The following is a 12,989-nucleotide window of genomic DNA, read 5'->3' as shown; positions in this document are numbered from 1 at the left end:
AGCTAACCCCCACCGCATTGGTGTGGCTCAGGGCAGGGAGCCCGCAATGATGGAGAGGAGTTGGAGCTTCTCGTAGCTGTCGCCGCCGGGCTCTGCGGTGTAGACGAGCAAGGTGTGGGATTCGTCGGGGTCAAGGAGTGTCTGGCACTCCAGTTCGAGCAGTCCTACCTCCGGATGAAGGAAGCGCTTCCCCTTCGAAGGCCGGACCCCCACTTCCTGCAGATCCCAGTATTTGCGGAACAGCTCGCTTTCCTTGAGCAGCAGTCCTGCGAGGCGTTCCGCTTGCGATCGGGTACCCCGCTTGGCGACGATCTCACGCAGCCCCGAGGCGAACACCCTTGAGAGCTGGTCATGGTCGTCTGGCGCGTACCGGTCTCGGGTGGATGGGTCGGTGAACCATCGGTAGCCCATGCTTCGGGCGGGGCCACGGAAGCTGGTCAGGTCGCCGGTGAGGGCAACCCCCATCCGTGTTTGGCGCAGCGTCTCACCGAGCTCGGTGACGATCTCAGCCGGCGTGTCGTCGAGGCGGTCGAGGATTCGCAGCAACCCCGGGGCAATGTATTCCTCCCGCGATGCACCGCGGACCGGCGGCAAATGCCCAGCCAGCCGGAACAGGTGGTCACGTTCGGTGAGCCCGAGATGCAAACCCAGGGCGATCGCTGCCATCATCTGTTCGGAGGGTTGCGGGCCGCGGCCGCGTTCGAGTCTGGCGTAGTAGTCGGTCGACATGTGGCACAGCGCCGCCATCTCCTCGCGACGCAGTCCCTCGACTCGCCGGCGCTGCCCGCGAGGAAGCCCCACGTCTTCAGGTTGAAGTGCCGCACGTCGGTGGCGGAGGAACGCCGCCAGCCCGGCCCTATCGATCAGCATATGCCCCTCCTTATTACACCCTTTGTACCGTAGCCAATGACTCTGAGCCACGGATCGTCAGGCCGTGGATAGGTTCAGGAGGTATGCCTGATGCTGGGTGCAGACCTCTTTACCTGGAAAAAGGAGCAAGCCATCGTGGTACGCCGTCCCAACGACATCACCGTCCCCGATCTCAGCGCCAAACGCGTCGTCCTCACCGGCGGCAGCGACGGCATGGGACTCTCCATTGCTACCCGGCTCGCCGCTGCAGGAGCCGAACTCGTCCTCCCTGTCCGGAACCCCAAAAAGGGCGAGGCAGCCCTCGCAGCTATCCGTGTGTGGGCTCCGCAAGCCGATGTCTCACTTCGCTCCTTGGACCTTTCCTCGCTCGAATCCGTTGCCTCACTGGGTGCAACGCTGCGTGAGGAAGGCAAGCCAATCGATGTGTTCATCGGCAACGCCGGTGTCATGAATCCGCCCGTCCGGCAGACCACCGTCGATGGGTTCGAGCTGCAATTCGGCACCAACCATCTAGGCCATGCAGCGCTGATCGGTCATCTTCTGCCGCTGCTCCAGGAAGGACGCGCGCGCGTTACGCTGCAGCTCAGCATCGCCGCTAACCGCGGTGCGGTGAACTGGGACGACCTGAATGGGGAGCGCTCCTACGACGGCATGGCCGCCTATTCTCACTCGAAGATTGCCTACGGCCTGTTCGGCCTGGAACTGGACCGACGCAGCAAAGCCGAGGGCTGGGGCATAACCGCCAACCTCTCCCACCCCGGAGTCGCTCCCACCAACCTGCTCGCCGCCCGCCCCGAGATCGGCCGCGTTGACGCTGTGCCCGCACGCCGGCTCATCAGCGCTCTCTCCCGACTCGGCATCCTGGGCACAGTTGTGAGCGCCGGCCAGTCCGCCCTTATGGCCGCCACTACACCGGGCGAACACGGAGGCAAGCTCTTCGGCCCGCGGGGCATCGGGGGGCTTGGCGGACTCCCCGTGGAACGGAAACTGTTCTCCAGCTTGCGAAGCCCTGGAGACGGGCGGCGAATCTGGGAGCTGACGCGAGAACTCACGAAGGCCCCGCTTCCCTTGACGTGAGTAGCCTGGACCGTGGCAGGTTCGGGTCATCCTCGCGCAGTTCCTCACCCGAAACTCAGCTGACCATCGTGGGGACTTCAAGAGCGGGCCGTAGCAATCGCCGCGGCCCGCTCTCGTTACGTCTGGATGGGCACTATCAGCGCTTAACAGCTTCCAGTTTGAGCATCTTGGCGATGACGTTGTCGAGTTCGGAGTCGTCGAAGATCTTCTTCCAATCGTCCTTGATGATGGTGTCCTTGCCGTACTGGATGGCGATTTCGCAGGCTTCGGAGAACGGGTTGGAACCGCGCAGGGCGTTGGTGAGGGCGATCTGGACGTGGCCGAACAGCATGGCCTTGGCAGCTTCCTCGGGCACGCCGACGGTGTGGACGGTCTCGTGCAGTGCTTCGTTGAGGAGGGTTCCGATCATGCAGGCCACGGTTTCCACGAGGGTGGGTTCGAGGACGGCGAGCTGGTAGACGGTGACCCAGTGGACGTCGATGACGGGTGCGTAGATGGTGCGGATGACGGCTTCGGCTGCATCGCGGGTGGCGGTGGGGGCGTCGTCGTCGATGGCTGCGACCACGTTCTGCGGTGCGCCTTCGCCGCCGAAGGTGTCGGCCCACTCTTCCTTGGTGGTGCGCTCCAGGAACACGGAGGGGTGGCACGGGTGGGCGACGGCCTGGACGACGTCCTCGCGCTTGGCCAGCAGTCCGGCGTAGGCGGCGGCCGGGTCAAGGGTCAGGAGGATGGAGCCTGCCTTCATCTGCGGGACCACGCCCTCGGAGACGATGCCCAGGACGGTGTCCGGCACGGCGAGAATCACGACGTCGGCGCCCTTGACGGCGTCGTCGGTTGCGGTGATTTCGCGGCCTTCGGCCTGGATGCGTTCCTGGCCGGCGGGGGAGTTCTCACTGTAGAAGACGGTGTGATTGGACTTCTGGAGGTTGCGCGAAACGCGCATCCCCATCTTGCCACCGGCTCCGATAACGGCGACGGTCAAAGTTTCTGCTGACATTTCACTTGCTCCTTAGGAAATCGAGGCTTTGTTGGGTCCACTGGTTTTCGAGGCGGATGGTCTCCGCTTCGGAGTCCTGCCACGGCAGCCAGTGCTCGACGATTTGGTTGATGTTTCTGGTTTTGGGCTGGATCTTCCCGACCATGTAGTCGTAGTCGAGAAGGCCCTCGCCGAGGGGTGCGCCCGAGTACGTGAACCCGACCCATCCCTGCTTGCGGCTGAACGCAAAGTCTTTGATGTGCATGTTCAGGACATACGGCCCGACGGCGTCAATCACCTCACGCGGCATCTCCAGCGCCGCCACGGTGTTGGCGGGGTCGCTGCAGATACCGAGGTACGGGCTGTTGACGCGCTTGACGACGTCCAGGATCCGTTCCGTGGGGACCTGTTCATAGGTCTCGACGGCGATCCGCACCCCGGCTGCTTCGAATTCGGGAAGCACATCGGTGAAGATCCCCACGGCTTCGTCGTTGTCCGGGGCGTGGCCGGGGACGTTGAACATGGTCCGCAGCAGGTCCGAACCCAGAAGGTGTGCGATGTGCAGGAACTTCCGCAGGTGTTCGGGGCGGATGCCCTTGGTCCCGACTTCCAGGGTGATGCCCAGCTCGTCGGCCGTCGTGCGGACGGCGGCGAGGTCGGCGTCGTTCATGTCCTCCAACGGTGCGTAGTCGCAGATCTGGAAGAGGTCCACCCCCATTTCCGCGGCCCGGCGGAGGGCGTCGTGGATGCTCAGCGGCGTGCTGACCTGGTCCGAGAGTTGCCAGAAGAAGGCGTAGCTGCTGAGCCCTATTTTGCTTTGGGAAGCGCCGTTCATGCCGCCACCTCCTGCGCGGCGAGGCGCGCGGCGGTTTCGTCCAGGATGGTCTTCAGCGCTGCGGGGTCGTGCGCGAAGCGGCCCAGGAACAAACCGGCGACGGCGGTGTCCAGTTCCGTGATCAGGCCCGGTCCGGCGCTGCCGCCGTAGATGACCCGGCTGTTTTCCTGGCCCGGGAGGGACTTCAGGTGCTCATCGAGGCCGCGGACGACCGCGCTGATGTACTCCGGGGTGGCTGGTTCGGGTGCGCCGATGGCCCATTGCGGCTCGTAGGCCACGATGGTCCGGCCGGTGGGGCCGAGGGATCCGGCGCGGTTGATCGCGGCGTCGATCTCGGCCATGCACTGTGCGACGGCTTCCTCGGGTGAGCCCGCAGTCAGTTCGCCGACGCAAAGCACCGGGGTGAGGCCGTTGCGGTAGGCCGCCGCGGTCTTGAGTCCGATCACGCGATCGTCCTCGCCGAAGATCCGGCGACGTTCCGCGTGCCCCACTTCCACGTACCGTCCGCCAAGCTCGGCGACGGTCTTGCCGCCGACTTCGCCGGTGTAGGCGCCTTCGTCTTCCCAGAAGATGTCCTGCGCTCCCGTGCCCACATGCGCAGAGCCCAGGATACGGGCGGCCTCGGGGAGGGCTGGAAGGATCGGCAGGACGAACAGCTCAATGTCACCGCTCTGCACGGCCGGGTGCCTCACGGCAATCGTGGCGATATCGCGGCAGTAATCCACGGAGCGCTGATACCCGAAGTACATTTTCAGGCTCACGCCGATCACCGCTTTTGCAGCTACAGCGTTAGCAGGACGTGACACCCTCGTAGTCCTTAATCAGGGTGACTTTCTCTGCCGAGGCGGAGCTTTCGTCGAACGTGTACGTCAGCCATTCCTTGGCCAAGCGGCGGGCGAGTTCGAGGCCGATGACGCGCTGGCCCATGGTGAGGACCTGGGCGTTGTTGGAAAGGATGGAACGCTCCACCGAGAAGGAATCGTGGGCGGTGACGGCGCGGACACCGGGGACCTTGTTCGCTGCGATCGCCACACCGAGCCCGGTGCCGCAGACCAGCAGGGCACGGTCAGCCTTGCCGGCGGCGATCAGTTCAGCGGCGGCGATGGCCACGGACGGGTATGGGGTGTGGGAGGTCGCGTCCACCCCAACATCGGTTACCGATTCAACCAGCGGGTTCGCTTCCAGATCAGCCTTGAGGGCTTCCTTGTACTCGAATCCGGCATCGTCCGATCCGATGACCAGGCGCAGTGCGGCGCTCATGCGTTCTCCTTAACAGTGTTCTTAGCGGTGGTTTCACCAATGAGGGTGTTGTGGATCGCCCGGACGATCAGCGCCATGGAGATGGCACCGGCGTCAGGGGTTCCCAGACTCTTTTCCGCGTGCGGGCGTGCCCGGCCCATAAGGGGCAGCAGGTTCGCTGTGGCTTCGGCGGATTGTTCGGCAATGGTCGCGGCTGCGCCCCACGCGTCCCGGAGGGAGCCGCCGTCGTTCACCCGTGCAGTGAGGGCATCGCTGAACGGTGACAGCACGTCCACCAAGGTTTTGTCGCCCACCTTGGCCTTACCGAAGTCCATGATGGAGCGCTTCGCCTCGGCCACTCCGGCGGCGACCGCGGTGGCGTTCGGTGCCTCGTGATCACCGACGGCGGCTCCGACTGCGCGCAGGGCCATGCCCCACAGCGCACCTGAGGTGCCACCGGCCTTGTCGGCCCAGGCATCGGCGGCCAGGTTAAGTACGGTTCCGGCGCCGGCACCGCGTACGACGGCGTCTGCCGCGGCAGCTGATGCGGCGTGGATGCCGCGCTCCATGCCGATACCGTGATCACCGTCGCCGGCGATCGCGTCGATCCTGCCCAGCTCGGCCACGTTCGCATCGATCACGGCCTTGGCTGCATCCAGGGCGGCCAGCACGGACTGGGCGGCGGAGCGGGATTCGTCCGTGGCCTCAGGGATCACGGCCAGCTGCTCAGCGTCGAAGGCGAGTTCGTCGGCGTCGAGCGCCTTTGCGGTGATGGCACCCCGTCGGAAAGCCGGGGCATCCGCCGGGGCCAGCCACAGTTCCTCGAGTTCGGCGTCGAGCCAGAACAGGGTCAGGGAAGTTCCGGCCATGTCGAAGCTGGTCACGAGCTCGCCGACCTGCGGGTCCACCGCCTCGATCCCGGCTTCCGCCAACAGCTGGGCCACGCGGCGGTAGACCACAAAAAGTTCTTCGTACTTCACGCTGCCCAGGCCGTTGAGGATCGGCACCACCCGGGCGCCTTGGACGATTACGCCCTCCGGGACCTCGGCCAGGAGGTCTTTGACCAGCAGTTCGGCGAGCTCATCCGCTGTCGGGATGTCGGTCTCTCCAATGCCAGGTTCGCCGTGGATGCCCATGCCTACCGCCATTCGCCCCGCCGGAACGGAGAAGAGCGGCTGGTCCGCGCCCGGCAACGTGCAACCGGTGAAGGCGACACCGAAGGACCGGGTCCGGTCGTTGGCGCGTTGGGCGATCTCCACCACGGCGTCCATGGAATGGCCGGCCTCGGCGGCCGCGGCGGCGACTTTGAACACGGTCAGGTCGCCGGCGATCCCGCGGCGCTTGTGCTTCTCCGCAAGTGGTGCCGACGAGATGTCGTCCGTGACGGCGATGCTGCGGCAATCGATGCCCTCGGCCCGGAGCTTGTCCTGGGCCTGGGTGAAGTGCAGGACGTCGCCGGCGTAGTTGCCGTAACCGAGCAAAACACCCGCGCCGTTATCCGAGGCCTTGGCCACGTTGTACACCTGCTGCGCGGACGGGGAGGCGAACAGGTTCCCCATCGCAGCGCCGTGGGCCAGACCCTGACCCACCAAACCCGCGAACGCAGGGTAGTGCCCGGAGCCGCCCCCGATCACCAAGGCGACCGTCTCCGGCGTCGAACGCGTGCTCCGGGCGACACCACCTGAGACGCGACGCACCCAACGGCCGTGCGATGCGACGAACCCTTCGATCATCTCGTCAGCAAAAGCTGCGGGTTCATTGAACAAGCGGGTCATGCGGGGCTCCTGGAGCTCTTGGTCTGCAAAATGCGTGTGGTTGGAGAGGGGCGCCCGCCCTTCGGGAGGGCGCCCCGGCTTGTGGGGCGGCTACGGCTCGACGTGGTGCCCGGCGCCCTGGGGATCCAGGGCCTCGGCGGCTACACCCTCTGAAGTCTTGCCCTGGCGGCTGAGGACCACCATGAGGATCGAGGAGAGCAACATGAAGCCGCCCACCACGAACATGGGAACCGTGTAGTTGCCGGTCAAGTCCTTGAGCCAGCCGGTGATGTAGCCGGCGCTGAACCCTGCCAGGTTGCCCACGGTGTTGATCAGGGCGATGCCTGCGGCAGCTGCCGCGCCGGTGAGGAACTGGGTGGGTACGGTCCAGAAGTTCGGCAGGGCCGCGAAGATGGACATGGCCGTGATGGTGATGACGGCGATGGTCGCTGCGGGGGAGCCTGCGAAGAGGGCCAGCGGGATGCTGAGGCCGCCGATGAGTGCCGGAAGGGCGATGTGCCAGGTCTTCACGCCCCGCTTGGTGGCGTCCTTGGACCAGAAGTACAGGGCGAACGCTGCCGGGAGGTACGGGATGGCTGTGATCAGGCCCTTCTGGAAGACGTCGAACTTGGCGCCGTAAAGGCCTTCGAAGCCGGCGATGATGGTCGGAAGGAAGAAGCCCAAGGCGTAGAGGCCGTAGATGAAGCCGAAGTAGATCAGGGAGAGCATCCAGACGCGGCCGTTGCCGAACACGGTGCGGACACTGACGTGCTTGTTGCTGGCTGCGGTCTGCGCCTTTTCCTTTTCCAAGGCGCCGGTCAGCCAGGTCTTTTCCTCGGCGGTCAGCCACTTGGCCTTGGAGGGGTTGTCAGCGAGGTAGAACCAGGCGATGACGCCGACGACGATGGCGGGCACCGCCACGCCGAAGAACATGAAGCGCCAGCCTTCAAGTCCGAAGAACACGCCGTGCTGCTGGATGAGGGCACCGGCAAGGGGTGCACCGATCACGGTGGTCAGCGGCTGCGCCAAGTAGAAGAGGGCCAGGATCTTGCTGCGGTGCTTGGAGGGAACCCACAGGCTCAGGAAGAGAATGGCGCCGGGGAAAAAGCCTGCCTCGGCAACACCCAGGATGAAGCGCAGGATGTAGAGCTGCTCAACGTTGCCGACCCAGGTGAAGAGCAGGGAAACGATGCCCCAGCTGACCATGATGCGGGCAAGCCAGCGGCGCGCACCGAACTTATGGAGGGCCAGGTTGCTGGGTACTTCCAGCAGGATGTAGCCGATGAAGAAGACACCGGATGCGAAGCCGAACTGGGCCGCCGACAGCGCCAGGTCGTTGTTCATGCCGTTGGGCCCGGCGAACGAGATGGCAGTCCGGTCCAGGTAATTGATGAAGAACATCAAGGCAACGAACGGCACCAGCCGGATCGCCACCTTCCTGATGGCGGATTTCTCGACCACTGATTGTGTGGTGTCCACATTGACTCCTAGATATTGGTATCCCCACTGCTCCTGCGTTGGATTCGGGGGCTGACGCATGCGACGGCCGTCTGGGATGCGGCTTGGCGAAGCTTGTGATTTAAACCATAGGCCTCGAAGCTAAATTGGTCAACCGGTTGATGAGTATTGATTGGTCATCCGGTTGCTACGCTGTGAAGATGTCTGTAAATCCAGCCGCTGCAGCGGCCCATATGACGGCAGCGTTGGCCCCCATGGAGCAGGGTTCCGTGGTGTCCGAGGTCGCCGAGCGATTGCTCGCGTATTTCACCAGCGGCGACATCGCTCCCGGCACCCGCCTTCCCGCGGAGCGCCAGCTGTCGGCATCACTGGGAGTCGGGCGGTCAGCAGTCCGCGAAGCCCTGGCGGCCTTGGAGATCCTCGGCATCGTTATCGTCCGGCCGGGTTCCGGAACGTATCTGCGCGACGGCGTCTCCGAGCTCTTGCCGCGGACGCTTAGCTGGGGTTTGATGCTGGGGGAGCCCAGGACGCGGGAGCTCGTGGAACTTCGGAGCGGCTTGGAAATCCAGGCCGTCGAACTGGCGGCACTTCGCATCACCGACGAAGCCCTGGAGCGGATGCGGGCCGACTTGGACGCCATGGAAAAGAACCTGGACAACCTGGCGGCCTTCGTCGAGGCCGACGCAGCCTTTCACCGGGAGATCGCCGCTGCCTCCGGAAATACGGTCCTGGAGGAGCTCCTCCAGAGCATCCGTTCCCTGCTGCGGATCTGGGTGGACCGGGCCCTCACCGACGAAGGGCACGCCGAAGCTGCCCTGAAGGAGCACACGGCGATTTACCAGGCGCTGAAGGCCCGGGATGCTGAGGCCGTGACAAAGAGCATGCGTTCGCACATGGTCACTGCCTCGCGGCGCCTGCTTGCCGGTTTCGACGCCGCCCAGTAAATCCCCTTCCCGCCCCCCGCGAGATGGCATTTGATGACAATGTTTGGCTCAGGCATTGTCATCAAATGCCAACTCGCGAGGTCCTTTCGACGCGGGCTGGCACTGCCGCGGACGTCGAAGGCATCATGGTCTACCTGGCCAGCGACGATTCCGCTTACGCTACCGGTGGCATCTTTACAATCGACGGCGGACTGACAGCAAAGTAGGTATGCATTGACAGAAGCATCAACCCCGGAAGCCCCACGTGACGCCGTCATCACTGCGCCCCATTACCGGCCAGGCGTGATCAAGCACATCGTCCTGTTCCAGTTCCGTGAGACAACATCCCAGGCCCAGCGTCAGGAGATCGAAGACCGGTTTCATGCCCTGCGGACATCCACCAGGGGCGGACAGACGTACATCCTCAGTATCGAGTCCGGCCCCCAGAACAGCCCGGAAGGCCTTCACCGCGGGCTCGAGCAGGGTTTCATCGTCACGTTCGGCTCAGAAGGAGATAGAAACTATTATCTTGGCGAGCCACTGATCACCGATCCTGATTGCTATGACCGAGCGCACCACGAGTTCAAGCAGTTCGTTGGTCCGCACCTGCAGCCAAACGGCATTCTCGTCTTTGACTTTCCCGTAAAGCAGGGCTGACCCGTGGTGAGGGGACTTACCAACACAGAACAAATATGAAAAGAGTTAACGAAATAGCTATGGGTCTTCTCAGTGGGACACATTCAACCACAGGAGGGTGTGGGTGTGCTTTGGATCCTCTGCCTTCTCATCAGTTGATGTAGCCGATGGTGGTGTGGATTGGTGTTGCGTGTTCGGGGCTGGTTCGTATGTACGTGTGGGTGAGTAGTTGTCTGACCCCTTGGTCAAGCTGCCGGTTCGGACGCCCCGCGTCACCGGCGTAGGCAAGAAATCAGCGCGGGCCTGGACTTTGTCTTAGGCCACGACGCCGGGCTGCTGAAGCGCCTTGGGGATGCATGAATCCTCGCCCAGAGCACGACGACATCATCGCCTAACGGGTCGTATCCTCGGCGACGCACTGCCTGGACACAACCCTCATGCCAATGACGGCTCGTCGATCCTCCAAATCCAACAAGTGACGGACCGCAATATAGCATTTGAGTTGTAGAACGCCTAGGTTGTACGATGGGACTCGATGTGGACTGTCGACGTGGGACTCCTGGAGCCGTGGTTGTTAGGTGTTGACCAAAACTCGTATGAGCAGATAGTTGCTGCGTTAGAGCTTCTCGCCGAGCGCGGACCTCAACTTGATCGTCCATTGGTCGACACGGTGGTTCGTTCACGGCATAAGAACATGAAAGAGTTGCGGCCGGGATCAAGCGGGCGATCGGAACTGCGAATCCTATTTGCCTTTGATCCGGAGCGGAGGGCGATCCTGCTAGTGGCGGGGGACAAGGCGGGTAACTGGACCAAGTGGTAGAAGACGAACATTCCGATTGCGGATGACCTATTCGACGATCATCTGAGGATCCTGAAAGGAGAGGCATAGTGGCGAAGTCCATTGAGGAACTACTGGCAGAGCGTCCTGTTGATCGGACTGCTGTGGATGCCCACAAGAAGCGCATGCTCGATGAAGTCCGGGCCTACCGTCTTCGGGAACTCCGCGAAGCCTCGGAGCTGACGCAGGTTGAGCTGGCTGGGCGTTTGCACGTAAGCCAGAACCGGGTGTCTCGCATCGAACACGGCGACATTGATCGTGCCCAGGTCGACACCTTGCGGAAATATGTCGAGGCGCTGGGCGGCCGGCTTCGCGTCGAGGTTGAACTCGGCGACGAACGAATCCAGATCGCCTGACGAACCGACGGGAGCGATCGGCGACTGTAGCCGTCTTGCCCGTACGACGAGGTGAGGAAATAAGGGTGTGCACAATGTGCACACCCTGGGCTTCGGATCTGGTCGCACTTGGGCCGGACTGGCCCGGATTCCGCATGTTTCCGCCGCTTCCCAGCACTAACAAGGGAAGAAATCGCGTTCGAGTCCCACCTCGGGCACCGTATTGTCGCAGGTCAGGGCCAATCTGCCCCTGACTGCTGACAAAACCTCAAAATCTGTTGTTACCGAACTAGCATTTTTTTGTGGCTAGTATCCGGAAACGCGTCAAAAAGGACGGCTCTTCGTCCTTCATGGTGGTCTGGCGCGACTCCAAGGTCCGGAAGCAACAGGGCATCACCGTCGAGTCCGAGTCCGAGGCCGAAACTCTGAAACGGTTGCTTGATGCGATTGGCCAATCCTTCGAAATCGCGCAGCAAGCACTTCTGGATAACAGGGCGGTAATTCCGACTGTCGGCGAAGTGATCCAAGAGCACAAGGACCTGCTGGTCCGACCGTCGAGAGGGACCGTGAAGACGTACCAGACCATGTTGGACCTTCATGTGCAGAAGGTCATCGGCCACGTGCCTGTCGACAAGCTGGACTACCGGATGATTGCGTACTGGGTGAAGTCGATGATGGCCAAGGGACAGTAGCCCAAGACGATCAAGAATGTGCGCGGCCTCAATTCAGCTTCGATGAACACGGCAGAGATGCTGGGCTATGTCACCCGTAATCCGTGTCGGGGCCGTGCAGTTGCCGACCATCGGGAACTTCACCTGTCGAATCTGACTGGGACTCTGCAGTTGAAGAGTGCAAAGAGATACCCATACTTTTGGGCGCAGACCCAGGGTTGGAAGCAATAATGCCGATCGCCATAGATGAACTGCGCGCTTTGCTCCGCTCCGCGAGGAAGCTGACCGCTTAACGGCGCGCAGCTTTGTCCTTGGCCCTTGATGGCAGTTAGCAGAGATCTCATTCTGGATCAAAATTGCGGCGATGACGGTCAGACCCCGTGTCCTTCCGCCCACAGCGAGCACGTCCGCGGCCGCGAAGGATGCAGGCCACGTGGACATCAGTGCGGCCAAGGCAGCTTTGGCTGTGACCATTCTTCGTTGGAGGGCGTCGAAGTCCAGCTAGTCGTTGTTCCCGGTGACGGGCTCGCCGTCGACGATGCAGCTTTCAGGGAACTGGTGCGCATTGGCGGTCATCAGATCTGGAAAGGTCATCGTGAGGTTACTTGCCAAAGAGTCACAGTTTCATCGGCGACCATCAGCCAGCGGTCGCCATCAAACTTCGGGGCATATCAGCTGCCGCCCGGGAGAGCGTTCGCCCGGCAGCGCGGGCACGGCTGTGGCCAGCACCACGTCAAGTCGCGGACGCAGTGAAGGCGATGGGTGCCGCTCGTGGCTGGTCATGCGATCAGGATAGGGCGTCTGGTATGTGCAGCTAATGGGGGCGGGCGTGGGCGTGGATGGCGGGCTTTTAGGTAATATAAAGAAACTTTTGGGGCATCCCGTCACGAAATCAGTCCTTGCACCACTTATGCGAATTTGCCGGGAAGTGCACAAATTGAAGTGTTTTCCTGCCAATTAGAAAAATGTGATTCGTATGGCTTGATCTTTCCATTCACCTGCATTTACGGTTCCTTCAGGCATTGGGGATGTCGCGTAACGCCTCGAGGGACTGGCGGTGGAGGGACTCTTTGTGATCTAACGATGGATGCCGGCGCAGAATTTGGGCTGTGTTGGGACAAGCGAGAAATATTAACGAGGGTGATTCATCATGAGTATTCGTCGAAGCATTGCAGGTAGTGTATTGGCACTTGGTCTTTCAGTAGCCGGAGGTGGGGCTGCGCTAGCTTCCACCTTCTATCCGGCCGAAGGAGGAGTTTGGAATTACGGCGTCACCAGCGGCGTGCATCTGTATTCAGACTAACTTCCAGCAAAACCTGTGCCATAGTTCGTCGACCCAGAACGATTGGGGCTATTCGTCATCGCCGAACGCCCTTG

General features: G+C 62.5%; 15 protein-coding genes. 8 read left to right on the top strand and 7 right to left on the bottom strand.

Annotated features, from left to right (window positions below):
- Positions 1-27: 27 nt before the first annotated feature.
- Complete coding sequence (locus tag ACSVIE_RS01330; protein WP_442422900.1) at positions 28-867, bottom strand: helix-turn-helix transcriptional regulator; 840 nt, start codon at positions 865-867, stop codon at positions 28-30.
- Between the two features lie 93 nt (positions 868-960).
- Between ACSVIE_RS01330 and ACSVIE_RS01325 the strand changes: the two genes are divergently transcribed.
- Positions 961-1,947 (top strand): SDR family oxidoreductase, encoded by a 987-nt coding sequence (locus ACSVIE_RS01325; RefSeq protein WP_442422784.1) that lies wholly within the window; start codon positions 961-963, stop codon positions 1,945-1,947.
- A gap of 136 nt (positions 1,948-2,083) precedes the next feature.
- On the opposite strand, the gene ACSVIE_RS01320 is transcribed toward ACSVIE_RS01325, so the two are convergent.
- The 6 genes from ACSVIE_RS01320 to ACSVIE_RS01295 form a co-directional block, all read right to left on the bottom strand.
- The gene (locus ACSVIE_RS01320) at positions 2,084-2,944 is read right to left on the bottom strand and encodes a phosphogluconate dehydrogenase C-terminal domain-containing protein (RefSeq protein ID WP_442422783.1); all 861 of its coding nucleotides are present in this window, start codon (positions 2,942-2,944) and stop codon (positions 2,084-2,086) included.
- Position 2,945: 1 nt separating this feature from the next.
- Complete coding sequence (locus ACSVIE_RS01315) at positions 2,946-3,758, bottom strand: sugar phosphate isomerase/epimerase family protein (protein ID WP_442422782.1); 813 nt, start codon at positions 3,756-3,758, stop codon at positions 2,946-2,948.
- Positions 3,755-4,564, bottom strand: coding sequence for a triose-phosphate isomerase family protein (locus tag ACSVIE_RS01310; protein WP_442422781.1), 810 nt, complete (start codon positions 4,562-4,564; stop codon positions 3,755-3,757). The genes ACSVIE_RS01315 and ACSVIE_RS01310 overlap by 4 nt, the downstream gene beginning before the upstream one ends.
- Positions 4,548-5,018, bottom strand: coding sequence for a ribose-5-phosphate isomerase (locus ACSVIE_RS01305; protein ID WP_426007374.1), 471 nt, complete (start codon positions 5,016-5,018; stop codon positions 4,548-4,550). Before ACSVIE_RS01305 ends, ACSVIE_RS01310 begins: the two co-directional genes overlap by 17 nt.
- Complete coding sequence (locus ACSVIE_RS01300; protein WP_442422780.1) at positions 5,015-6,772, bottom strand: dihydroxyacetone kinase family protein; 1,758 nt, start codon at positions 6,770-6,772, stop codon at positions 5,015-5,017. The genes ACSVIE_RS01305 and ACSVIE_RS01300 overlap by 4 nt, the downstream gene beginning before the upstream one ends.
- Before the next feature lie 90 nt (positions 6,773-6,862).
- Positions 6,863-8,230 (bottom strand): MFS transporter, encoded by a 1,368-nt coding sequence (locus tag ACSVIE_RS01295; protein ID WP_442422779.1) that lies wholly within the window; start codon positions 8,228-8,230, stop codon positions 6,863-6,865.
- A gap of 179 nt (positions 8,231-8,409) precedes the next feature.
- Here ACSVIE_RS01295 and ACSVIE_RS01290 point away from each other — a divergent pair, with 179 nt between their 5' ends.
- The 7 genes from ACSVIE_RS01290 to ACSVIE_RS01260 all read left to right on the top strand — a co-directional run bounded on the left by ACSVIE_RS01290 (position 8,410) and on the right by ACSVIE_RS01260 (position 12,117).
- Positions 8,410-9,153: a FadR/GntR family transcriptional regulator gene (locus ACSVIE_RS01290; protein WP_442422778.1), complete on the top strand. Its 744-nt coding sequence runs from the start codon at positions 8,410-8,412 to the stop codon at positions 9,151-9,153.
- A gap of 65 nt (positions 9,154-9,218) precedes the next feature.
- Positions 9,219-9,359 (top strand): SDR family oxidoreductase, encoded by a 141-nt coding sequence (locus ACSVIE_RS01285; protein ID WP_442422777.1) that lies wholly within the window; start codon positions 9,219-9,221, stop codon positions 9,357-9,359.
- Between the two features lie 7 nt (positions 9,360-9,366).
- Positions 9,367-9,789 (top strand): Dabb family protein, encoded by a 423-nt coding sequence (locus ACSVIE_RS01280; protein ID WP_426007380.1) that lies wholly within the window; start codon positions 9,367-9,369, stop codon positions 9,787-9,789.
- Positions 9,790-10,303: 514 nt separating this feature from the next.
- The gene (locus ACSVIE_RS01275; RefSeq protein WP_442422776.1) at positions 10,304-10,588 is read left to right on the top strand and encodes a type II toxin-antitoxin system RelE/ParE family toxin; all 285 of its coding nucleotides are present in this window, start codon (positions 10,304-10,306) and stop codon (positions 10,586-10,588) included.
- 68 nt (positions 10,589-10,656) lie between these two features.
- The gene (locus ACSVIE_RS01270; RefSeq protein WP_426007382.1) at positions 10,657-10,962 is read left to right on the top strand and encodes a helix-turn-helix domain-containing protein; all 306 of its coding nucleotides are present in this window, start codon (positions 10,657-10,659) and stop codon (positions 10,960-10,962) included.
- A 281-nt stretch (positions 10,963-11,243) separates the two neighbouring features.
- Positions 11,244-11,633: a hypothetical protein gene (locus ACSVIE_RS01265; protein ID WP_442422775.1), complete on the top strand. Its 390-nt coding sequence runs from the start codon at positions 11,244-11,246 to the stop codon at positions 11,631-11,633.
- 343 nt (positions 11,634-11,976) lie between these two features.
- Complete coding sequence (locus ACSVIE_RS01260; RefSeq protein WP_426007384.1) at positions 11,977-12,117, top strand: hypothetical protein; 141 nt, start codon at positions 11,977-11,979, stop codon at positions 12,115-12,117.
- Positions 12,118-12,989: the final 872 nt, after the last annotated feature.

The sequence above is a fragment of the Paenarthrobacter sp. NCHU4564 genome (assembly GCF_052156435.1).
Taxonomy (GTDB): domain Bacteria; phylum Actinomycetota; class Actinomycetes; order Actinomycetales; family Micrococcaceae; genus Arthrobacter.
Note: the sequence above shows the minus strand (reverse complement) of the source record. Positions and strands in the feature narration are given on the sequence as shown.

Bases quoted from the DNA above. Each gene is read 5' to 3' on its own strand.
- ACSVIE_RS01260 (WP_426007384.1), top strand. From the start codon at position 11,977: ATGACGGTCAGACCCCGTGTCCTTCCGCCCACAGCGAGCACGTCCGCG.
- ACSVIE_RS01320 (WP_442422783.1), bottom strand. From the start codon at position 2,944: ATGTCAGCAGAAACTTTGACCGTCGCCGTTATCGGAGCCGGTGGCAAG.
- ACSVIE_RS01290 (WP_442422778.1), top strand. From the start codon at position 8,410: ATGTCTGTAAATCCAGCCGCTGCAGCGGCCCATATGACGGCAGCGTTG.
- ACSVIE_RS01305 (WP_426007374.1), bottom strand. From the start codon at position 5,018: ATGAGCGCCGCACTGCGCCTGGTCATCGGATCGGACGATGCCGGATTC.
- ACSVIE_RS01275 (WP_442422776.1), top strand. From the start codon at position 10,304: ATGTGGACTGTCGACGTGGGACTCCTGGAGCCGTGGTTGTTAGGTGTT.
- ACSVIE_RS01315 (WP_442422782.1), bottom strand. From the start codon at position 3,758: ATGAACGGCGCTTCCCAAAGCAAAATAGGGCTCAGCAGCTACGCCTTC.
- ACSVIE_RS01325 (WP_442422784.1), top strand. From the start codon at position 961: ATGCTGGGTGCAGACCTCTTTACCTGGAAAAAGGAGCAAGCCATCGTG.
- ACSVIE_RS01285 (WP_442422777.1), top strand. From the start codon at position 9,219: ATGCCAACTCGCGAGGTCCTTTCGACGCGGGCTGGCACTGCCGCGGAC.
- ACSVIE_RS01300 (WP_442422780.1), bottom strand. From the start codon at position 6,772: ATGACCCGCTTGTTCAATGAACCCGCAGCTTTTGCTGACGAGATGATC.